The sequence below is a fragment of the Arthrobacter sp. cf158 genome, assembly GCF_900106835.1.
Lineage (GTDB): Bacteria > Actinomycetota > Actinomycetes > Actinomycetales > Micrococcaceae > Arthrobacter.
In genome coordinates this window covers 532,358-553,560 of the sequence record NZ_FNNR01000002.1, presented here as the reverse complement: position 1 = coordinate 553,560, position 21,203 = coordinate 532,358, and the positions used below count along the sequence as shown (strand labels likewise).

Below are 21,203 nucleotides of genomic sequence, written 5' to 3'. Positions count from 1 at the left end.
CTAGTCCTCCTCTTCCCATTCCGGGGTCATGTTGCGGGCAACCTGGATCTGGTCATTGCTGACGCCGGACGGCACCATCGGCCACACCATCGAGTTGGGGCTGACGACGAAGTCGATGACCACCGGGCGGTCGTTGATCTCGAGCGCCTTCTGGATGGTGGCGTCGATGTCTTCGTCGCGCTCACAACGCAGTGCTGCACAGCCATAGGCGTCGGCCAGTTTCACGAAGTCCGGAATCCGGATGGTGTCGTGGCCGGTGTTCAGATCCGTATTTGAGTAGCGGCCCTCGTAGAACAGTGTCTGCCATTGACGGACCATGCCCAGCGAGGAGTTGTTGATGATGGCGACCTTGATCGGGATGTTGTTGATGGCGCACGTGGCCAGTTCCTGATTGGTCATCTGGAAGCAACCGTCACCGTCGATGGCCCAGACCACGCGGTCCGGTTCACCCACTTTGGCACCCATGGCTGCCGGAACCGAGTATCCCATGGTTCCTGCGCCACCGGAGTTCAGCCAGGCGTGGGGCCGTTCGTACTTGATGAACTGGGCAGCCCACATCTGGTGCTGGCCAACGCCGGCAACGTAGATACCTTCGGGACCCGTGAGCTCGCCGATGCGCTTGATCACGCGCTGCGGGGCGGTAAGTCCGTCTTCCGGCTCCGTCCAGCCCAACGGGTATGTGTCCCGGAGGTTGCCCAGGAAGGCCCACCAGGAATCCAGGTCCGGTGTTCCGCTCAGTTCGAATTGGGTCTTCACGGCTTCAGTGAGTTCCGGAATAATTTCCTTCACGGAGCCAACTATCGGGACATCGGCCGTACGGTTCTTGGAGATTTCCGCGGGATCGATATCGGCGTGAATAACCTTGGCAAAGGGAGCGAAAGTCTTCAGGACACCGGTCACGCGGTCATCAAAGCGGGCGCCGAGCGTAATCAGCAGGTCAGCCTGCTGGAGTGCCGTGACCGCGGAGACGGAACCGTGCATACCCGGCATGCCCACGTGCTGCGGGTGCGAATCAGGGAAGGCGCCGCGTGCCATCAAAGTGGTGACCACCGGAGCTCCAGTGGCCAACGCCAACTCCATCAGTTCCGCGGAAGCATGGCCCTTGACCACACCGCCACCCACGTACAGGACAGGCTTGCTGGCTGCTGCGATCAGTTTGGCAGCCTCGCGGACCTGCTTGTTGTGGCCACGGACCACCGGACGGTAGCCGGGCAGGTCTACCTTCGGCGGCCAGGAGAAGGTCATCTGGCCCACCTGGGCGTCCTTGGCGATGTCCACCAGGACCGGACCGGGACGGCCCGTGGAGGCGAGGTGGAAAGCCTCTGCCATCACATGAGGGATGTCATTGGGGTCAGTCACCAGGAACGAGTGCTTGGTAATGGGCATGGTGATGCCCACAATGTCAGCTTCCTGGAAGGCATCGGTACCGATGACTCCGCTGGAAACCTGGCCGGTAATGGCCACCATCGGCACGGAGTCCATGTGGGCGTCCATGATGGCGGTAACGAGGTTGGTGGCACCCGGGCCCGAGGTAGCGATGCAAACGCCAACCCGTCCGGTGACCATGGCGTAGCCTTGCGCGGCGTGGCCGGCTCCCTGTTCGTGACGGACCAGGATGTGATTCATGCTGGAAGCCATCAAGGGGTCGTAGGTGGGCAGGATCGCGCCACCGGGCAAACCGAAAATATCGTCCACGCCGAGTTCTTCGAGCGAACGGACAATTGCTTGCGAGCCGGACATCACCGTTGGGGGTACAACGGTGTTCGGCCCAAGGACAGGAGAGAGAGGTGCAGCAGCGTCGACGACGACGGCGTCAGCCGGACGGTCGACCTTTTCCGGAGCTTTGTGGGCTCCAGCGGACTTTGCAGCCATCAGCGAGGGGCTGATCGGCGATCCTTTGCTCATCGGACTCTTCCTTAGTGGATCTTCAATGGGTGGGTCTTGGGAATAAAAAAACCCCTCAGCCTTCCGGCTCTTCGAGGGGTTTGCGCGTGACGGTTCGTTACCAGTCGGGCTAAGCCACGCGCTTGGTAAGGACGACGACGCCGACGGTAACGAATGTGATCATGCGTTCAGTGTTCCCTCTAAGTGAGATACGTGTCAATTGACCACCATCGTATCTCACTATTTGGACAGCAATGTCCGCCTACCGGACTCCGACTGTCTCATGACAGCCGGAGCCACCGGCAGGAATCAGCCGCAATAAGCGCCGGTGGAGGCGCTGTGGACCAGCTTGGCGTACTTGGCCAGAACGCCCTTGGTGAACTTGGCCGGCAGCGGCTCCCAGCCATCCTTCCGGGCCTCAAGTTCAGCCTCGTCAACCAGGAGATCGAACGAGCGGGCCGCGATGTCCACCCGGATGCGGTCGCCGTCCTTGACGAAGGCGATCGGACCGCCGTCGACGGCTTCCGGCGCAACGTGGCCGATGCAGAGGCCGGTGGTACCGCCGGAGAAGCGGCCATCGGTCAGCAGAAGGACGTCCTTGCCCAAGCCCGCACCCTTGATGGCACCGGTAATGGCAAGCATTTCGCGCATGCCCGGACCACCCTTGGGGCCTTCGTAGCGGATGACCACCACATCTCCCTTGTGGATCTCGCCGTTGTCCAGGGCAGTCAAGGCACCCTGTTCACGCTCAAACACACGCGCGGTGCCCTCAAACACATCCGCATCAAAGCCTGCGCTCTTCACCACGGCCCCTTCCGGAGCCATGGAGCCGTGGAGGATGGTGATGCCGCCGGTCTTGTGGATCGGGTTGTCCAGCGCGCGGAGGATCTTTCCGTCAAGGTCCGGCGGGTTGATCGAAGCAAGGTTCTCCGCGAGGGTCTTGCCCGTCACGGTGAGGCAGTCGCCATGCAGCAGGCCGGCGTCGAGCAGCGCCTTCATGATGACCGGCACGCCGCCAATCTTGTCCACGTCAGTCATCACGTAGCGGCCGAACGGCTTGAGGTCTCCAAGGTGCGGAATCTTGTCGCCGATGCGGTTGAAGTCATCCAGGGTCAGCTCCACTTCGGCTTCACGGGCAATCGCCAGCAGGTGGAGAACAGCGTTGGTGGAACCGCCGAAAGCCATGGTGACGGCAATGGCATTCTCGAAAGCCTTCTTGGTCATGATGTCCCTGGCTGTGATGCCAAGGCGCAGGAGGTTTACTACTGCTTCGCCGGACTTGCGTGCGAAATCATCACGACGGCGGTCTGCCGACGGCGGCGCGGCCGAACCCGGAAGGGACATACCCAGTGCCTCGCCGATGCAGGCCATGGTGTTGGCCGTGTACATACCACCACAGGCGCCTTCACCAGGACAGATGGCTTTTTCGATGCGGGTGAGGTCTTCCATGCTCATCTTGCCTGCAGCACAGGCACCGACCGCCTCGAAGGCGTCAATCAAGGTGACTTCCTTCTCCGAACCATCCTCAAGCTTGACCCAGCCCGGCATGATGGAGCCGGCATAAAGGAAGACAGAAGCAAGGTCCAACCGGGCAGCAGCCATGAGCATGCCGGGGAGGGACTTATCGCAACCAGCCAGGAGAACTGACCCGTCGATGCGCTCGGCCTGCATCACTGTCTCCACGGAGTCGGCGATGACTTCGCGGGAAACGAGCGAGAAGTGCATGCCTTCGTGACCCATGGAGATGCCATCGGAAACAGAGATGGTGCCGAACTGCATCGGAAAGCCACCGCCGGCGTGGACACCTTCCTTGGCACCCTGCGCAAGACGGTTCAGGGACAGGTTGCAGGGGGTGATCTCGTTCCATGAGCTGGCGACACCAATTTGGGGTTTGGCAAAGTCGTCGTCGCCCATGCCTACCGCGCGGAACATGCCGCGGGCGGGCGCCGCGTGAATCCCGTCGGTGACTACCCGGCTGCGGGGTTTGATGTCCGGCGTGTTGTCTGTCGCAATCTGGGTGGTGTCGCTCATGGTCCAAAGTCTATGTGTACCTGGTCCCGCCAAGGGTTGTTCCACACAGGGTTAAGTGGGAACTGCCGAATATTGCGCTCACATCCGGACCGGATACTGGATTCGTATCTCAAATGGTGGGACGTGACTCGCTCAGCTCCCTCGCGATGGCAGCGGCCTCAGTGGTGAGCATGTCCAGGACGCTGGCGATGGTGGCCCGGGCAGCAACCTCCTGCCGAGCCAAAGCCACGATGCTCCGGCTGGCTTTCACCTCGGTCAGTGGCCGCAGGACCAGGCCGCGGCGGGCACTCGCCCGCGCCGTATAGCGAGGGAGGAGGCAGATCCCGTGGCCGGCCCCCACCAAGGCCTCCAACACCCGGAGATCGGGATATCGCTGGCCCCTCATCGCCTGCCTGCCGGCATGGAGTTCGATCTGGCGAAGGACCGTATCAAACGGAAAGCCTTCAGGGACGCCGATCCAGGGGTAGCCCACCACATCCCCGGGGCTCAAGCGCTCCTTCTCCGCCAAGGGATGCCCGGTGGGCATGGCGACGTCGAGCGCCTCTTCCAAGAGCGGAACCACCGTCAGTCCCTGGCGCGCGAAAACCTCCGGCCCGTCCACACTGTGGGCGAGCACGATGTCGTAGTCAGCAACCAAGGGTGCGAAGTGCGCGGTTCCTGGATCCTCAAAATGGGCATCAAAGGTGAGTCCATCCACTGCCGCGACCCGATGCAGCACTCCGGGCAACAGCATTTCGGCAGCGCTGGGAAAGAATGCAGCGGAAACGCGGGTCTGCCAGCCCTTCCTATAGGTGTCAATGGTGGATTCTGCCCGGGCCATCGCCGTGGCGATGTCTGCAGCAGCGGCAGCCATGGCGTACCCCGCCTCAGTCAACTGGACGCCCCTGCCCACCTTCTCCACCAGCACAACACCGATTTCCGCCTGCAAGGTCTTCAACTGTTGGGAGACAGCCGAAGCCGTCACATTCATGGCATCGGCCGTGGCTCCAATGCTTTGCCGGTCTGCCAGTTCGCGCAGAATCTGCAGCCTTTTGAAGTCCATGCAGCCAGACTAGGCGACGCGAACCAATTTCCTTTCCAAGGAATTCGAACCCCCAGCTTTACTCAGCAAGCTGATCAATTCCGTGGAGCAGCAGGTCAGAGGCTGGACAGCCCATAAACAGGCACGTAACGTCAGGAACACCACGAACTGCACCGCTGCGAGCAGAAGGGCGCCCACCATGGATACTTGGTTTATTTGGGTCATTGTCATTGTTTTGGTCATTGCCATTGTTTGGTGGCTAATGAACCGCAACAAAACGCGCAATTCCACCTCCCCCCAAGCTCCTGCCGCCATGGAGCCAAGCAACACGGGGTCAATACCGGACACCGCTGCCGCAGCAGCCGGCGTGGCGGGCTTGGCGGGAGTGACCAACCTGGGCAAGGCGGCCGCCGAGGGCAGTGGCCCTACTCATGACGAACCCGGCATTGTTGACGAACCCGGCGACGCGGAGCCGGACACCGAAGGACACTCCAACAGCGTGGAGGACAGGACCCCTGACGCCTCCCACGCCACCGGGAGCGGCCAGGACATGGAAACTGAACCCCGTTCCGTCATCGAGGATTCACCGGGGACTGTTCCTGCCGAAACCCAGCCGGTGCCTGCCGAATCCCAGCCGGCCGCGACGCCGGGACTCATGGTGCCGGAACCGGCCATTGCCGCCCCTGCAGTGGACGAGCCCGCAGTTGAGGAACCTGTGGTGGACGAACCGCTGGTTGACAGGGACGGCAAAGTCCATGCAGCCGACGCCGGCGACGTTGACGACTGGGATGCAGGCGCGCCCCCGACGACAGCCGAAGAGGCGCAGGCGACGGCAGGTGGTTCCCCTGCGCCGCAGGTCACCGCCGACGACGTCACGCGGGCCGATGAAGCAGCAGACAAGGCCGAGTGGGAATCCTCGTGGACGGATGCCGGCGGAACTCCAGTGCATCATCACGAGTACACGGACGCACACTCCCCCACCCTGCCAGGCGCCGAGTCCGCCGCCGCTGAGGATCCGGCCGCTTCCGGTCACCTGGCCGCGGAGCATCCCTACGGAACCGGTTCATCCAGTACGCCGGGCGAGGCCTATCCGGTGAAGGCCAGCGCAACGGACATGACCTATCACGATGAAGACGCCGCCGGCTACGGAGACGTTGCCGCAGACGTGTGGTTCGAGTCCGCAGCCCATGCCGAAGCTGCAGGATTCCGCCCGCCCAGGCGCAACCGGCACTGAACCGGCTGTAACCGCCATGAGCAGGCACTGGGTTATTCGCAGAACGCACCTGGTGCCTGCCTTTGCGCTCACGCTGATCCTGGGGCTGGCTTCGTGTACCGGGAGCCCCTCGTCTCCGGGCACTGCCGCCACGCCGCAGGCATCGGCGACACAGGCCCCGACGCAGACTCCCGAACTTCTTCAAAAGCTCGACGTCGGCCTGCAGTTGCCATGGTCTGTGGCCTTCCTGCCGGACGGCACAGCTGTTGTCTCCGAGCGCGATTCCGCGCAGATCAAAAGCATCCGCGATGGCAAGGCAACCACGGTTGGTGAGGTGCCCGGCGTGGTTCCCGGCGGCGAAGGCGGGCTGCTGGGCCTCGCCCTCTCCCCGACGTTCGCCAGCGACCGATGGCTGTATGCCTACTTCACGTCCGCCGGCGACAACCGAGTGGCCCGCATGCGGCTTGATGCGGATGCCGACGGCAAACTTGCCCTTGGTCAGCCCGAGGTCATCTTCTCCGGCATCTCCAAGGCATCGACGCACAATGGTGGACGGATCCGCTTTGGCCCGGACGGATTCCTGTACGTGGGGACCGGCGATTCGCAGCGTCGGGAGCAGCCGCAGGACATCGACACCTTGGGTGGCAAGATCCTGCGGCTGACTCCGGAGGGCCAGCCGGCCCCGGGGAATCCCTTCGGCAACAATCCGGTCTACAGCTACGGACACCGGAACGTGCAAGGCCTGGCCTGGGACGCGGAGGGGAGGCTGTGGGCCAGCGAATTCGGACCTGACGTGGATGACGAACTGAACCTCATCACTCCGGGCGGCAACTACGGATGGCCCACCGTGACCGGCGCACCCGGCAGGAGCGGGTTGATCGACGCCAAAGTCGTCTGGCCGTCCACCTCCGACGCCTCACCGAGTGGCCTGGAAATCCTGGAAGGAGTCGCTTACACCGGCGCCCTCCGGGGCCAACGGCTCTGGGCCGTTCCACTAAACGGCGAGGCCGCAGGGAGCCCCGTGGCCTATCTCACAGGACAGTATGGGCGGCTTCGGGACGTTGCCCGCGCCCCCGACGGCACTTTGTGGATCCTCAGCAACAACAGAAACCCTGATTTTGTGCTGATTTTGGGGGTAGCTGACTAAGTGATCACGGCGGGATCCGGTGGATTTCACAGTTCGGCAGAAGTCGTGTAGAGTTACATGTCGTTGCGGAGATCGCCGGGGAAAGAAAAGCCCCGGGTTGGTCGAAATCAACAGCTGCACCTCTAGCTCAACTGGCAGAGCAATTGACTCTTAATCAATGGGTTCCGGGTTCGAGTCCCGGGGGGTGCACTAAAGAAAGGCCTTGGAGTGAATTTCACTCCAAGGCCTTTTTGCTTTCCACTCTCGTAATAGTGAAAGCATGGCTTGCATCACGATCAGCATCCAATGGTCATGAGTGCCGAAAATGTGGTGTAGAGTTATTTGTCGTTGCGGAGGTCAATGAGGAATGGGAATTCCTTCAGCGGGCCAAAACAATAGATGCACCTCTAGCTCAACTGGCAGAGCAATTGACTCTTAATCAATGGGTTCCGGGTTCGAGTCCCGGGGGGTGCACCAACAAGAAAGGCTCCGGATCGTTTCCACGATCCGGAGCCTTTCTGCTATTCCCGGCCATTAATTACCATTGGCTGGGCCCCGGAGGGGCCGCTCCGCACTGAATGTGGTCAGGCCCGGGGAACGTCGGTATCGAGCTCCGGGGAACCCGCGTCCGGCGCGGGCAGTCCGGCCAAGCCGCGTACCACTACCCTGAGCTCCTCGCGAAGACGCGCGGTATCAACCGCCACGGGCGACAAGACGTCCTGCTCGAGCTTCACAGCCTCGGCCAGAGCGGCGATGCCGGCCTCTGTAAGGGTCACCACATGGCTTCTCCGGTCGGAGTCGCTGCGCTGGCGGGTGATATGCCCGTGCAACTCCAAACGCGCAAGAGTGGTGCCCATGGTCTGGGCCTTGACCCGCGCAACTTCGGCCAACGCTGCCTGGGTAATTGCACCCTTGGCTGCCAGCACTTGCATGGCAATGACCCCGGCATGGGTAAGGCCGATGGACTTCAATTTTTCGTTCCACGAGATTTCCACCAGGCGCGCAGCTGTCGAAAGCAATCGGGTGGTGGGCCATCTCTCCATATCTGGCATGCCGCCAGTATATGCGCGGACGGGGTGAAGGCGCGGCGTCTTCCCACTAAACTGGGGAATCGCGAACGTAAGCAAGGAGCAAATTGTGGCTGAAAGACTAATCCCGGGCGATGATGCCCCGAACTTCACACTTCAGGACGAATCCGGCAAAAACGTCAGCTTGTCGGACTTCCGCGGGCGGAAGACCATCGTCTATTTCTACCCGGCAGCTTCCACGCCGGGGTGCACCAAAGAGGCCTGTGACTTCCGCGACACTCTGGGTTCCCTCCAAGCCGCGGGCTACGACGTCGTGGGCATCTCACCGGACCCCGTCAAGGCGCTGGCCAAGTTCGCTGCTGATGAAGGGCTGACCTTTCCGCTGCTCTCGGATGAAGACCACGCCGTGGCTGATGCCTACGCGGCCTGGGGCGAAAAGAAAAACTATGGCCGGACGTACATGGGACTGATCCGTTCCACCATTGTTGTGGACCCGGACGGGAAGGTTTCCTTGGCGCAGTACAACGTCCGCGCGACAGGCCACGTGGCCAAGCTTCGGCGGGATCTCAAGCTGGACAACTAGCGGGTACACTGTAGTCCGGTATATGGCAGGGGCGTCCACCAAGACGGCCCAAATGCCAGCCAGCGCGAGTGGTGAAATTGGCAGACACGCAGGATTTAGGTTCCTGTGCCTTCGGGCGTGGGGGTTCAAGTCCCCCCTTGCGCACAGCGGCAATGGACAATTGCCGGAACACCCCTGGTTGCGGAAGCCGCAACCAGGGGTGTTTTTCCTCAAGCAGCGGGGATTGCTTCCTGAAGATGCGCTGGGAAGTGCACTCAGGACGTTCAACTAGACTGGAATGCGGTCAGGCCGAAGCCGGCCACAGCACTTCCAACCGGCTTGAGGGGACAAGAGTGGCAAGCATCAAAATGCGGCGCCTGACCGTACAATTCGGAGCCGCCGTCGCGGTCTTGGCACTGGCAGCATGCACGGGCTCACCAGCCCCGACGCCTTCATCATCGTCCAGCAGCACCGCGGCTGCAGAGCCTTCTGCCACGTTCAACTTCGGTACAGCCTCCATGCCTCTGGGACTCGACCCCGCAATGACGGCCGACTCGGAGTCATACCGGGTTACGCGTCAGGTTCTGGAAGGCCTCGTCGGCGTCGACGGGGAGACCGGAGATACCACTCCCCTCCTCGCCACGGAGTGGAAGGACAGCAACAACGGACTCAGTTACGATTTCACGCTCCGTTCCGAGGTGACCTTCCATGATGGAACTCCCTTGGATGCTGCCGCGGTCTGCGCCAACTTCAACCGGTGGTTCTCCTTCCCCGCCGAGCTGCGGAAACAAGCACCCGGGATCTCGTTCCAAGGCGTCTTCAAGGCCTATTCGGACGAGCCGGTGTTCTCCATCTTCAAGGACTGCAAGGTGGTCTCGCCCAGCAACGTCCAGATCAACCTGACAAGGCCTTTCACAGGCTTCCTGCAGGCTTTGACGCTGCCGGCATTTGCCATCTCATCCCCCACTGCCTTGGAGGCCCAGAAGGCCAACGTCCTGGATAAAGTCCAGAACGGGCAAGCGGTCTCCGCCTACTCCAGCCATCCTGTGGGGACTGGCCCGTACCAGTTCAGCGCATGGGACGAGAACAAGGTCACCCTGTCCAGTTACAAGGGGTACTGGGGAAACAGGGGCCAGATCGCCACCATCAACTTCATCCCTTACGACCGCGCGGAAACCCGGCAGCAGGCCCTCCTGGACGGCAAGATCGACGCCTACGACCTCGTGACATCCGGGACCTTTGACCAGTTGGTCAAAAAGGGCGTGCAGATCATCCAACGCGACCCCTTCTCGGTGATGTACCTCGGCATCAACCAGGCTGTTGCCCCGCTGGAGAAGCTTGAAGTCCGCCAAGCGATCGAAATGGCCGTTGACAAGGAAACGCTCATCCGGCGCTTCTTCATCGACAACACGGCGCAAGCATCCCAGTTTGTGCCACCAAAGCTCAGTGGCTTCAACAACAACGCTCCGTCCCTTGGATACAACCCGGAGAAGGCCAAGCAACTGCTGGAAAAAGCGGGCTACAAGGGCGAGGAAATCAAGTTCTACTACCCACTCAACGCCACCCGCGCCTATATGCCCACTCCGGAGAAGATCTACGCAGAAATCAGCCGCCAGCTTGTGGCAGTGGGCTTCAACATTAAGCCTGTGCCAGTGGACTGGGAGGACGGCTACCTGCAGCGCGTACAGTCCGCCGGGGACCGTGGCCTGCACCTGCTCGGCTGGAACGGCTCCTACGCAGACGCCGACAACTTCCTCGGCCCACTCTTCGGGGAAACACGGGCGGAGTTCGGATACTCGGACTCTGAGGTCTTCCACAAGATCGAACGGGCCCGGGCCATGCCCAACGGCAACGACCGCAATGCCCAGTACCAGGCCATCAACGCGGAGATCGCGGCATCGGTGCCGGCCGTTCCGATTGCCTTCCCCATCTCTGCACTGGCGTTGTCCAACAAGGTGGAAAGCTACCCCGCTTCCCCCGTCCTCAACGAAGTTTTCACGAACGTCCGCTTAAAGCCTTGACGATTCCCCGCAATTTCAGTATTGGGTCTGAGCGGGGATATTCTGTGACAGCCAGTGCCGCCGCTAACGGAGATTGATCGTGACCTTCATTTCCAAGACTCAACATGCCGACGTCGTCCTTATTGGCGGCGGAATCATGAGTGCCACCCTTGGTGCGTTCATCAAGCAACTTGAACCCACCTGGACCATCTCCCTGTTCGAACGACTCGACGAAGCGGGGCTTGAGAGCTCCGGGCCGTGGAACAACGCCGGCACGGGACATGCTGCGCTGTGTGAGCTTAACTACTCCCCCGCAGCCAAGGACGGCTCTGTGGATCCGTCCAAGGCCCTCCACATCAACGAACAGTTCCAGCTCTCCCGCCAGTTCTGGTCCCATTTGGTGGACAGCAACGTGATCGGGTCCCCGAAGGGCTTTATCAACACCGTTCCGCACATGAGCTTCGTCATTGGCGATGACCACGCGGACTTCCTCAAGACCCGGTACGAGGCCCTTAAGCCCAACACGCTGTTCCGCAGCATGGAATACACCGAGGACCAGGCCCAGATCGCCAAGTGGGCGCCGCTGATCGTCAAGGGCCGGGACCGCAAGCAGCGCGTCGCCGCCACCCGCGCAGCTGAGGGCACCGACGTCGATTTCGGCGCCTTGACGCGCGAACTGACCACTTACCTGCAGGACAGCGGCGCAGAGGTCAACTACGGCCACGATGTCACCAACATCAGCCGTGCAGCCGGCGGCGGATGGGACCTGTCCATCAAGCACCCCAAGTCCGGGGAGCACGGCCGTATCCACGCGAAGTTCGTCTTTGTAGGAGCCGGCGGCGGAGCACTCCACCTGCTGCAGGCCTCGGGAATTCCCGAAAGCAAGGGCTACGGCGGCTTCCCCGTGTCCGGCCAGTTCTTCCGTTGCACGGATGACGCCATTACGTCCCAGCACAGCGCCAAGGTCTACGGCCAGGCATCCGTTGGCGCTCCCCCCATGTCTGTCCCCCACTTGGACACCCGGTACGTGGACGGCAAGCGCTCCCTGCTGTTCGGCCCGTACGCCGGGTTCTCCACGAACTTCCTGAAGACCTCCAGTTACTTGGACCTCCCGTTGTCCATCCGTCCGGGAAACATCATCCCGATGCTTGCAGTGGCCAAGGACAACATGGACCTCACCGCCTACCTCATCAAGGAAGTGGCCAAGCGCCACGAAGCCAAGGTGGAGTCCCTTCGGGAGTACTACCCCGAGGCTGCCGGCGCCAATTGGGAACTCATCACGGCCGGCCAGCGGGTGCAGATCATCAAGAAGCACCCGCAGAAGGGTGGCGTCCTGCAGTTCGGCACCGAGGTCATTGCTTCCCGTGATGGTTCCATTGGTGCCCTGTTGGGAGCTTCCCCGGGTGCTTCCACGGCCGTGCCCATCATGATCGAACTGCTGCAGAAGTCCTTCCCCAAGAACTTCAAGGGTTGGCAGTCCAAGCTCAAGGACATGATGCCGGGCTACGGCGTCAAGCTCAACGAGAACCCTGAGCTCGCTTCCGAGCTGGAAGCAAGCACAGCACGGTCCCTGCAGCTGGAAGTGGCCAACGCCGTCCAAAGCTAGGCCACACCCGGGGCTGCGGCCGGTTCCCGTCAGCTGAATCGTTCGTTAGACCTCAGGAGTCAATGAAATGTTCCGCCTGGCCACGCTGTCCCTGGGAAATCGTGCCCTGATCGCGCTGATCACCGTTTTTGCGGCGGTGTTCGGCGTGATCACCATGGGGTCACTGAAGCAGGAACTCATCCCGTCCATCGAGTTCCCTCAAATCACCGTGGTCACCTCCATGCCTGGGGCCTCTCCGGAAGTGGTGGACAAGCAGCTCAGCCAGCCCCTGGAAACAGCGCTGAACAGCGTCGAGGGCCTTGAGTCCACCACGTCGACCTCACGCAACGGCGTTTCGCAGATCACCATGGTGTTCACCTACGGTTCCAACCTGGACCGGGCACGCAACCAGATCGACCGGGCCATTTCCAACGCGAAGCGGGTACTGCCCGCCAACGTGGAACCACAGTCCATCGCCGGCAACATCAGTGACTTCCCGATCGTCTACCTCGCCGTGTCCTCGGACAAGCCGCTCAGCGAACTCAACGCCGACCTCCTGCGGCTGAGCGTCCCGCGGCTCCAGAAGATCGACGGCGTCCGCGGCGCCGATGTGACAGGCGGCGCCAGCCAGCACATCCTCATCCAGCCACGTCCTGCCGATCTCGCTGCCACCGGAGCTTCCGTCCAGGCCATTAACAATGCGCTGAAGAACAACGGGACCTTGGTTCCGGTGGGAACCATCGAGGATCAGGGAAAAACCCTCTCCCTGCAGCTCGGCAGCCCGGTGGACTCCTTGGACATTATCAAGGGCCTTCCCTTGGCGGGCACCAGGACCGCCGCCACCATCGGGGCCGTCGCGGAAGTCAGCATTGAGGACGATGCCGCCACGTCCATCACGCGCACCAATGGCAAGCCCACGCTGGCATTGTCTGTCACCAAGAAACCAGAAGGTGACACGGTGGCGATATCGCACGCCGTACGCGATGCAATTGCACCCATGGAAGCCGAGCTGGGAAACAACGCCACCTTCACCCCGGTGTTCGACCAAGCCCCCTTCATTGAGAAATCCATCAAGGACCTCACTACCGAAGGCCTCCTGGGCTTGGGCTTCGCTGTGGCCGTCATCCTGCTGTTCCTGATGTCTGTGCGGTCTACTTTGGTAACGGCAGTGTCCATTCCGCTGTCCCTGCTCATCACGTTCATCGGCATCTCGGCCACTGGGTACTCCCTGAACATCCTCACCCTCGGTGCCCTCACCATTGCCATCGGCCGTGTGGTGGACGATTCCATTGTGGTGATCGAGAACATCAAACGACACCTCAGCTATGGCGAACACAAACTGAACGCCATCGTGACGTCCATCCGTGAAGTTGCCGGAGCCATTACCGCCTCCACCCTCACCACTGTGGCCGTGTTCCTCCCCATCGCTTTCGTGGGCGACCTCGCCGGTGAGCTGTTCCGGCCCTTCGCCCTCACTGTAACCATCGCGCTGTTGTCATCACTGCTGGTTTCCCTGACGATCGTTCCGGTCCTGGCCTATTGGTTCCTTTCCTCACCCGGAAAGGGCGCTGAGGCACAGGCATCAGCCAAGGAAGCCGCCGAGAAGGCCCGGGAAGCCGAACAACGGAGCCGCCTCCAGCGCGGTTACCTTCCGATTCTTGCCAAGACGCAGAAACATCCCGTCATCACCTTGTCAGCCGCGGCATTGATTCTGGTGGCCACCATCGCCGTCTCGCCTCTTCTGGCCACTGATCTTTTGGGCCGCTCCGGCGAGAACAGCATGACTGTGCGCCAGGTCCTCCCGGCCGGAACCAGCCTGCAGGCCACCAGCGAAGAGGCCACAAAGATCGAAGATTCCCTCAAGGGCATCGACGGCATCAAGGACGTCCAGGTCACGTCAGGCAACGCCCAAACGGGCTTTGCCGCGCTGACGTCCACCGGCTCATCCAACTCGACGTTCACCATTGTCACGGACGAGAAAGTGAACCAAACCAAGCTTCAGGACGAGGTCCGCAGCAAGCTCGGAGGGGCCGCCGGGAAAGTCACGGTGGGATCCCAGCAGGGCGGTTTCGGCACCTCCTCCACCGTGGACATCACCATCAAGGCAGCGAACTCCGCCGATCTTCAGACAGCCAGCGATGCCATGGTGAAGGCCATGGAAGGCGTTCCCGGCAGTTCCGAAGTAGCCACTAACCTGGCCGCCAAGCAGTCGGTGGTCCAGGTCCGCGTTGACCGGGCCAAGGCAGTGGCGGCAGGCCTGACCGAAGAGCAGGTAGGAGCCTTCCTTGCCTCCACGGTCAGCCCCATTCCTGCCGGCACTGTCAGGATCGACACCAACGACTACCCAGTGCAGATTGGTGAAGGAACGCGTTTCACCAGCATTGCAGCGGTCCGGGGACTCCAACTCCCCACAGCCCGGGGTGGCGTAGCGCTTGAGTCCATTGCCGCCGTCGAGCAGGTGGACACTCCTGTGTCCATCACCAGCAGCAACGGCCAGCGGACAGCGAAGGTGACCGTGACGCCGTCGGGCTCCAACCTCGGAAGCGTGAGCACAGCGGTTCAGGAGCGGCTGGCCTCCGTCGATTTGCCGGCCGGGGTCACCGCCACCATCGGTGGCGCCACCACCCAACAGGCGGAGTCATTCCGGCAACTCGGCTTGGCTCTGCTGGCCGCCATCGCCATCGTCTACGTGATCATGGTGGCAGCCTTCAAATCACTGATCCAACCGCTGATCCTGCTGGTCTCGGTCCCCTTCGCCGCAACGGGTGCCGTTGGCCTGCTGCTGCTGACCGGCGTTCCGCTGGGACTCCCCTCGCTGATTGGCATGCTCATGCTGGTGGGAATCGTGGTCACCAACGCGATTGTGCTGATCGACCTCATCAACCAATACCGCAAACCACATGACGGCAGTCCGGGCATGAACGTGGCGGATGCCATCACGCACGGTGCCCGCCAGCGCCTCCGGCCGATCCTGATGACGGCGCTGGCCACAGTGTTCGCCCTGACTCCGATGGCTTTGGGCCTGACGGGCGGCGGCGGGTTCATTTCCCAGCCCTTGGCCATTGTGGTCATCGGTGGCTTGGTCTCCTCCACTGCGCTGACACTGGTCCTGGTGCCCGTGCTGTACAAGTTGGTGGAAGGCCGCCGGGAGAAGAAGCAACTATTGAAGGACCTTCAGGATAAGCCGACGCCGACAAGCGGCACAGGCAGCCCATCCGGCAATGGAGCGGACGAGTTCCAGGACTGGACCACGGGCATGATTCCCCGGGTCAAGGGCCGCCGCGCGGCACACAACACCGCGGAGTAGCCACCCTCGACACCATCAGCAGGGCCGGGAACATTTCCCGGCCCTGCCCTGTTACAGGCAGTGATACATGCAAATGCATCTAGTTTGAGGTACACTGTTTACAGAGCCCGGAACCACGGGCAGGGAGAAAGGCACATCATGCAGATCGGCGTATTCAGCGTCAGTGACATCACCACTGACCCCACCACGGGCCGCACGCCCACGGAAAACGAACGCATCAAGGCCTCCGTTGCCATCGCCAAGAAGGTCGAAGAAATCGGCATGGATGTCTACGCCTTGGGCGAGCACCACAACCGGCCCTTCTTCTCCTCCTCCCCCACCACCACGCTGGCCTACATTGCCGCCCAGACAGAGCGCATCACACTTTCCACGGCCACTACACTGATCACCACCAATGATCCGGTCAAGATTGCCGAAGACTTCGCCATGCTCCAACACCTCTCCGATGGTCGCGTGGACCTGGTCCTGGGACGCGGCAACACGGCTCCGGTGTACCCCTGGTTCGGCAAGAACATCCAGGACGGGATCGAGCTCGCGATCGAGAACTACAGCCTGCTCCGCAAGCTCTGGGACGAGGACACCGTCAACTGGTCAGGCAAGTTCCGCACGCCGCTGCAGAACTTCACCTCCACGCCGCGACCGCTCGACGACGTCGCTCCCTTTGTGTGGCACGGCTCCATCCGGACGCCACAGATCGCGGAAGTAGCGGCGTATTACGGCGACGGCTTCTTCGCCAACAACATTTTCTGGCCCAAGGAGCACTACCAGCAGCTGATCGGCCTCTACCGTGAGCGCTACGAGCACTACGGGCACGGCAAGGCTGACCAGGCAATCGTCGGGCTGGGAGGCCAGTTCTTCATGAGGAAAAACTCCCAGGACGCGGTGAAGGAATTCCGCCCCTACTTCGACAATGCACCGGTGTACGGCCACGGACCTTCACTGGAGGACTTCACGTCCCAAACACCCCTGACGGTAGGCAGCCCGCAGGAAGTCATCGAAAAGACACTCACATTCCGCGAGGCCTTCGGCGATTACCAGCGCCAGTTGTTCCTGATCGACCACGCTGGTCTTCCATTGAAGACCGTCCTGGAGCAGTTGGACCTCTTCGGCGAGGAAGTCCTTCCTGTCCTCCGCAAGGAATACGCTGCCATGAAGCCGGCCCATGTACCCGACGCTCCCACCCACGCTTCCCGCGTTGCCGCAGCGCTGGAGGCCAGGGTCAGCGAATCCGCAGCCGCCGGGGCCGCGGGGCAGGACGCCTGATGTCCGGCCCCTCGGCGTCGTCCGCCGTCCGCCTCGCCGCCGAAACCTGGGAGTCGTTGTTCCGCTCCCAGGTGGCGGTGATGCGGAAGCTCCAATCCGGACCCGCGTTCAAGAATCTCCCCGTCAAGGAGTATGACGTCCTGTTCACCCTGTCCCGGTGCCCCTCCGGCCAGCTGCGCCTCAACGAAATCAACGACAAAGTGCTGTTGAGCCAGTCCAGCCTGAGCCGGCTGGTGGACCGCTTGGAGAAGCGCGGTTTGGTGGAACGGACTACAGCGCCCGACGACGGCCGTGGGGTCCTGCTGTCACTCACCGAGGCCGGCAGTGAACTGCAAAAGACGATCGGCCGCGAACACGTTCGCGACATCGCCCACTTGGTGGCACCAGCACTCACCGCAGACGAACAGCGGGAGCTGTTGCGCCTGACCGAAAAGCTCCGGGCCTCCGTGGCTGGACACTAACGCAGGCTGATGAGCTCCCGGAGGTCCTCCACCGGGAGCTCCCCGTTGATCGATGCACTCACTTTGAGTGTCTTGAGGGAAAGGCTGCCTCCCACGGTGGACAGGAACGCCGTGTCCGAGGAATCACGACCCGCCGTAATGCGGAGCATGGATTCCCGTGGCGCCAGTCCAGTGGGATCGATGATGTGCCAGGCACCGTCAATGTGAGCTTCCGCCACGGCGTGGAAATCCATGGGACTCAAGCCTGGAGCGTAGACCGCGGCGAGTCGGGCGGGAACATCTTTTGCCCTCAACAGGGCGATGGCGAGGTGGGCAAAATCCCGGCATACGCCCTTCCGGTGAAGCAGCGTTTCCACGGCGCCGTCGGTACCTCGCGAGGATCCGCTGACGTAGCGGAGCTCACCGTTGACCCAGGTGCGGACAGCGTGGAGCAGTTCGGCTCCCTGCAGGCCACCGAATTCGGCATAGGACGTGGGCAGCAGCCGGTCGGACTCGGCATACCTGCTGGGACGGACGTAACGGATCAGCTCCATGGGAGAGGATTCATCAGGCACGCCAAAGCCGTGGACGGTGGCGCGGTACTCCACCGACACTTCGCTCGGTTCGCTGAACTCCATGTACTGGAAGCGTCCGCCGTGGTGGTCGCTAAGTTCGGCGAACGGAACATCTCCTCCAGCCGAAGTGATGGACAGGGTCTCCGTCAATGACTCGTAGCCGGAGTTCCGGGCCACGGCTATTGCCATCGCTACCTTGGTGTTGGCTGCGGTCTTGAAAACGAGCGTGGCAGCAACGTTGCGTTCCAATTGATCTCCGGGGTGGGTTGCGGCGGGCAGCCCCAATGCCGCCGTTGCGTGGATCAGCCAATCGCAGGACTACAAATTGACCTTCAGAGACAGTAGCATCCGCTGGACATTGGCGAACTCAGAGCCATGGACTGCGTACTTGGCGGCCAGGTCCAGAGTGTCGAATGCTTTGGCCGGTGCCACCTTCTCATCAGCGGCGAAGGCATGGACAGCCGGGACGTCCCCGAACGAGTAATCCCCCTTGTTGGCGGGCCCGAGCACCCGGTTCCGAAGTTCGCAGGATTGCCCGTCAGCACCGGCCACCACATTGGTGATTCCGTAGGAGCCGAAAAACTTATAGCCCTGAATAACACGAAAAACCACCCTGGGATCTATGGTGTCCGGGCCGTCGGAGTGCGGAACATCCAAGGGTACGCTGCTGATCACCACGTATGGCCGCCCTTGTCCTGCTGGGCAGGCAGCCGGCACAGCAGGTGGCAGGCCAGTCTGCAGCGTGGCTACGTAGCGTCCCTCTCCATCCTTGACTTCGACTTTCAGCGCGCCGGGCAAAGAGCCCGCCTCCGGAGCTACCGACTGTGCAATCCACTCCTTGGGCAAGTCAAAACTCACAGACTTGGCCGCATCGGTGTATGTCTTCCACGACACCGCCGTGGCCGCCGGAGTCGGGCTTACCTCAGCTGAATCCGTTGGAGAAGCCGTCCCGCTGGACCCTGGCGACACCGACGGTGAACCGGGTGCCGTCGTCGTGCCTTCTGTTGGAGTCGCCGTGCCTGACTCCGACGTATTCGGACGCGAGGTGGCAGTGGAACTGACTTGCGGGCCCTTGTTTTCCGTGGAGCATGCGGCAGTCGCCGTCAGCAGGGATACCGCCAGTGCCGACGCGGCCAGCCTCCTTGGAATGCGGTGCGGGTTCATGAGCACAGCCTAGTGGCGGCGTTGCCGCGACACGCACAGGACTAGGCTGAAGGTATGGCTCCCGATCAGCACGACGAATTAGAGGACAGTGTCCCCCCAATGTCCGCAGTGGAAATAGCTGACTGGCGCTTGCGGACGTTCGCCCTCTACGACAAAGTGCGTCAGCTTGCGGCCACCAATCCGTTCGACGCCCACGTGTTTTGGCGGCAGGAACGCGATCTGATGTTCGCCACGCATCCAGCCTCAGCACTGACACCCGAAGTGAAGGCTTCATTCACCGGACTGCGCACCGCCGAGTACGATCCCGGTTTCCGCAGGTACGCCGCATTGTCCCCCGAAGGTGCGGGGCAGGAAATGAATGTTGAGACAGGCACCGACGGTGTGGTGCCGTTTGTCAGAATCGGCACTTTTGAGTTGCCCGGTCTTGGCTCGTTGGCTGCCTGGCGACTGCGGAGCTACGGGGGCGGCATCTTCGTACCCTTCCGCGACGCCACGGCCGGGAAAACCGGCGGAAGCTACGGAGCCGGGCGGTATCTCCTGGACACGGTGAAGGGCTCATTCCACGGGACCAGGGGCTCGTCGGCGGAACAGGAATTCATTCTGGACTTCAACTTCGCCTACAACCCGTCGTGCGCCTACAACGAAGCTTGGGCATGCCCACTGGCAGGACCAGCCAATCGCCTGGCCAGTGAGGTTCCCGTCGGCGAAATGTACCTGGGCTAGCCAAACAACCCGCCAGGCCCCACAACGGTGAGCGCCGCGATGGCAGCCAGTATGGTCAGCGGGGCCACGATCAAGCCCAAGACGGCGTACCCCTTCCACTTGATCAGCACATTCATCCGCACCAGGCGGTCATGCCACAACAGGGTGGCCAGTGATGCCCACGGCGTGATCAGTGGGCCCGCGTTGACGCCAACCAGCAGTGCAGCCATTCTTTGGGATGTCCCGGCCAGTGGTTCGGCCAGCAAGTAGGCGGGCAGGTTATTGACGACGTTGGAGCCCAGGGCTCCTGTCATGGCCAACCGCAGCAGTTCAAAGAACCCATCGCCCTGGCCTGCCACCTCTCCCAGCACCACGGAGGCCCCGAGGTATTGGGTGGCCTCAACCACCAGGAAGAGGCCGCAGGTGAACAGCAGCAAGGACCACGGAATCAAGGTCACTGTGAGCACCTTGGGCCGACGGACGGCAAAGGCCACGGCCAGGATGGCCGCGGCCGCTGCGGCGGGAATCCAGATGGCCACTCCGGATACCAAAGCCGGCAACAGCAACAACAGGACAATCGCACTGACCAGCAACAGGACCCCGTCCGCGGCCGGACTTGCCGAAGGGCTGTGGACGGGACGCGTGGAGTCCCTGGCATAGGTCTTCCGCAGATCGCGCCGGAACACCACAGCGACACATGCCAAAGGCACCAGGACGGCGGCCAGGGACGGCGCCCACATGAGCTGGGCGAACTGGGCAGGACTGATGCCTCCCAGATTGTGCTGCGCCAAAAGGTTGGTCAGATTGGAGATGGGAAGCAAAAGGCTTGCCGTGTTCGCCAGCCACACAGTCGTCAAAGCAAAGGGCAGGACGGGCAAGCCAGCCTGGCGGGCCACCGTGACCACCACCGGGGTGAGGAGCACCGCCGTCGTATCCAAGGACAGAAAGATGGTACTCAAGGTGGCGAACAGTGCCACGAGTAGCCACAGCAGGACGCTGCGTCCGCGTCCCCACCCGCGCAGATGCCGGGCAATCCATTGGAAGGCACCCGCCTCGCTCACCAGCTCGGTCACCACTGTCATGGCAACCACAAAGCCCAGGATGGGCGCCACCCGGTCTATCAGGACCGCGACTTCCTGCCATGGCAGGACACCCGTGGCGACGGTGACCCCACCTGCCACGAGAAGGACCAAGCCGATGATCGCCAGACGCATGAAACGGATTCTAAGCCCGGGCCCTGTGTTCCAGCTCCGGGGCACGGTCAACGGCATGTCATCGTACTGTAAGCAATGACGCCCCCAC

The 21,203-nt window shown here is 62.1% G+C and carries 16 protein-coding genes and 3 tRNA genes; 12 read left to right on the top strand and 7 right to left on the bottom strand.

From position 1 onward, the window contains the following. From BLW08_RS05610 to BLW08_RS05600, 3 genes are all read right to left on the bottom strand, one after another. Positions 1 to 1,905, bottom strand: coding sequence for an acetolactate synthase large subunit (locus tag BLW08_RS05610; protein WP_090818809.1), 1,905 nt, complete (start codon positions 1,903 to 1,905; stop codon positions 1 to 3). A gap of 288 nt (positions 1,906 to 2,193) precedes the next feature. Then, complete coding sequence (gene ilvD / locus BLW08_RS05605) at positions 2,194 to 3,915, bottom strand: dihydroxy-acid dehydratase (RefSeq protein ID WP_091323815.1); 1,722 nt, start codon at positions 3,913 to 3,915, stop codon at positions 2,194 to 2,196. Between the two features lie 109 nt (positions 3,916 to 4,024). Continuing rightward, positions 4,025 to 4,957: a LysR family transcriptional regulator gene (locus BLW08_RS05600; protein ID WP_091323813.1), complete on the bottom strand. Its 933-nt coding sequence runs from the start codon at positions 4,955 to 4,957 to the stop codon at positions 4,025 to 4,027. Positions 4,958 to 5,135: 178 nt separating this feature from the next. Between BLW08_RS05600 and BLW08_RS05595 the strand changes: the two genes are divergently transcribed. The 4 genes from BLW08_RS05595 (at position 5,136) to BLW08_RS05580 (ending at position 7,752) form a co-directional block, all read left to right on the top strand. Beyond that, positions 5,136 to 6,170 (top strand): sunset domain-containing protein, encoded by a 1,035-nt coding sequence (locus BLW08_RS05595; protein ID WP_254779699.1) that lies wholly within the window; start codon positions 5,136 to 5,138, stop codon positions 6,168 to 6,170. A gap of 16 nt (positions 6,171 to 6,186) precedes the next feature. After that, on the top strand, positions 6,187 to 7,296 hold the full coding sequence (locus BLW08_RS05590) for a PQQ-dependent sugar dehydrogenase (RefSeq protein WP_091323892.1): 1,110 nt from the start codon (positions 6,187 to 6,189) through the stop codon (positions 7,294 to 7,296). A gap of 116 nt (positions 7,297 to 7,412) precedes the next feature. Further along, a tRNA-Lys gene (locus BLW08_RS05585) sits at positions 7,413 to 7,485 on the top strand. Positions 7,486 to 7,676: 191 nt separating this feature from the next. Further along, positions 7,677 to 7,752: transfer RNA gene (locus tag BLW08_RS05580), tRNA-Lys, on the top strand. 107 nt (positions 7,753 to 7,859) lie between these two features. Here the strand turns inward: BLW08_RS05580 and BLW08_RS05575 are convergent. Further along, a complete protein-coding gene (locus BLW08_RS05575; RefSeq protein ID WP_090818800.1) occupies positions 7,860 to 8,327 on the bottom strand; it encodes a MarR family winged helix-turn-helix transcriptional regulator in 468 nt (155 codons plus the stop codon). A gap of 85 nt (positions 8,328 to 8,412) precedes the next feature. On the opposite strand from BLW08_RS05575, the gene bcp reads away from it, so the two are divergent. From bcp to BLW08_RS05540, 7 genes are all read left to right on the top strand, one after another. Continuing rightward, positions 8,413 to 8,886, top strand: coding sequence for a thioredoxin-dependent thiol peroxidase (bcp, locus tag BLW08_RS05570; protein WP_090818798.1), 474 nt, complete (start codon positions 8,413 to 8,415; stop codon positions 8,884 to 8,886). A gap of 62 nt (positions 8,887 to 8,948) precedes the next feature. Continuing rightward, positions 8,949 to 9,030, top strand: a tRNA-Leu gene (locus BLW08_RS05565). 203 nt (positions 9,031 to 9,233) lie between these two features. Continuing rightward, on the top strand, positions 9,234 to 10,886 hold the full coding sequence (locus BLW08_RS05560; protein ID WP_175538595.1) for an ABC transporter substrate-binding protein: 1,653 nt from the start codon (positions 9,234 to 9,236) through the stop codon (positions 10,884 to 10,886). 79 nt (positions 10,887 to 10,965) lie between these two features. Beyond that, entirely contained in the window at positions 10,966 to 12,471 is a 1,506-nt protein-coding gene (locus tag BLW08_RS05555) for a malate:quinone oxidoreductase (RefSeq protein WP_091323810.1), read from the top strand. A gap of 67 nt (positions 12,472 to 12,538) precedes the next feature. Next, positions 12,539 to 15,757, top strand: coding sequence for an efflux RND transporter permease subunit (locus tag BLW08_RS05550; RefSeq protein WP_091323808.1), 3,219 nt, complete (start codon positions 12,539 to 12,541; stop codon positions 15,755 to 15,757). A 138-nt stretch (positions 15,758 to 15,895) separates the two neighbouring features. Then, positions 15,896 to 17,020 carry an LLM class flavin-dependent oxidoreductase gene (locus BLW08_RS05545; protein WP_090818786.1) on the top strand — a complete coding sequence of 375 codons (1,125 nt, stop codon included), beginning with the start codon at positions 15,896 to 15,898 and terminating at the stop codon, positions 17,018 to 17,020. Further along, positions 17,020 to 17,481: a MarR family winged helix-turn-helix transcriptional regulator gene (locus BLW08_RS05540; RefSeq protein WP_090818782.1), complete on the top strand. Its 462-nt coding sequence runs from the start codon at positions 17,020 to 17,022 to the stop codon at positions 17,479 to 17,481. The genes BLW08_RS05545 and BLW08_RS05540 overlap by 1 nt, the downstream gene beginning before the upstream one ends. Here the strand turns inward: BLW08_RS05540 and BLW08_RS05535 are convergent. Next, on the bottom strand, positions 17,478 to 18,284 hold the full coding sequence (locus BLW08_RS05535) for a transglutaminase-like domain-containing protein (RefSeq protein WP_090818780.1): 807 nt from the start codon (positions 18,282 to 18,284) through the stop codon (positions 17,478 to 17,480). The two genes, BLW08_RS05540 and BLW08_RS05535, sit on opposite strands and share 4 nt — an antisense overlap. A 69-nt stretch (positions 18,285 to 18,353) precedes the next feature. Continuing rightward, positions 18,354 to 19,199 (bottom strand): hypothetical protein, encoded by an 846-nt coding sequence (locus BLW08_RS05530; protein WP_091323804.1) that lies wholly within the window; start codon positions 19,197 to 19,199, stop codon positions 18,354 to 18,356. A 54-nt stretch (positions 19,200 to 19,253) separates the two neighbouring features. Between BLW08_RS05530 and BLW08_RS05525 the strand changes: the two genes are divergently transcribed. Continuing rightward, on the top strand, positions 19,254 to 19,922 hold the full coding sequence (locus BLW08_RS05525; RefSeq protein ID WP_091323802.1) for a DUF1684 domain-containing protein: 669 nt from the start codon (positions 19,254 to 19,256) through the stop codon (positions 19,920 to 19,922). On the opposite strand, the gene BLW08_RS05520 is transcribed toward BLW08_RS05525, so the two are convergent. Continuing rightward, the gene (locus BLW08_RS05520) at positions 19,919 to 21,115 is read right to left on the bottom strand and encodes an SLC13 family permease (protein WP_091323799.1); all 1,197 of its coding nucleotides are present in this window, start codon (positions 21,113 to 21,115) and stop codon (positions 19,919 to 19,921) included. The genes BLW08_RS05525 and BLW08_RS05520 overlap by 4 nt on opposite strands. Positions 21,116 to 21,203 lie beyond the last annotated feature (88 nt).

Bases quoted from the DNA above. Each gene is read 5' to 3' on its own strand.
- BLW08_RS05550 (WP_091323808.1), top strand. From the start codon at position 12,539: ATGTTCCGCCTGGCCACGCTGTCCCTGGGAAATCGTGCCCTGATCGCG.
- BLW08_RS05610 (WP_090818809.1), bottom strand. From the start codon at position 1,905: ATGAGCAAAGGATCGCCGATCAGCCCCTCGCTGATGGCTGCAAAGTCC.
- BLW08_RS05520 (WP_091323799.1), bottom strand. From the start codon at position 21,115: ATGCGTCTGGCGATCATCGGCTTGGTCCTTCTCGTGGCAGGTGGGGTC.
- BLW08_RS05525 (WP_091323802.1), top strand. From the start codon at position 19,254: ATGGCTCCCGATCAGCACGACGAATTAGAGGACAGTGTCCCCCCAATG.
- BLW08_RS05600 (WP_091323813.1), bottom strand. From the start codon at position 4,957: ATGGACTTCAAAAGGCTGCAGATTCTGCGCGAACTGGCAGACCGGCAA.
- BLW08_RS05590 (WP_091323892.1), top strand. From the start codon at position 6,187: ATGAGCAGGCACTGGGTTATTCGCAGAACGCACCTGGTGCCTGCCTTT.
- ilvD (WP_091323815.1), bottom strand. From the start codon at position 3,915: ATGAGCGACACCACCCAGATTGCGACAGACAACACGCCGGACATCAAA.
- BLW08_RS05560 (WP_175538595.1), top strand. From the start codon at position 9,234: ATGCGGCGCCTGACCGTACAATTCGGAGCCGCCGTCGCGGTCTTGGCA.
- BLW08_RS05575 (WP_090818800.1), bottom strand. From the start codon at position 8,327: ATGCCAGATATGGAGAGATGGCCCACCACCCGATTGCTTTCGACAGCT.
- BLW08_RS05540 (WP_090818782.1), top strand. From the start codon at position 17,020: ATGTCCGGCCCCTCGGCGTCGTCCGCCGTCCGCCTCGCCGCCGAAACC.
- BLW08_RS05530 (WP_091323804.1), bottom strand. From the start codon at position 19,199: ATGAACCCGCACCGCATTCCAAGGAGGCTGGCCGCGTCGGCACTGGCG.
- BLW08_RS05595 (WP_254779699.1), top strand. From the start codon at position 5,136: ATGGATACTTGGTTTATTTGGGTCATTGTCATTGTTTTGGTCATTGCC.
- BLW08_RS05545 (WP_090818786.1), top strand. From the start codon at position 15,896: ATGCAGATCGGCGTATTCAGCGTCAGTGACATCACCACTGACCCCACC.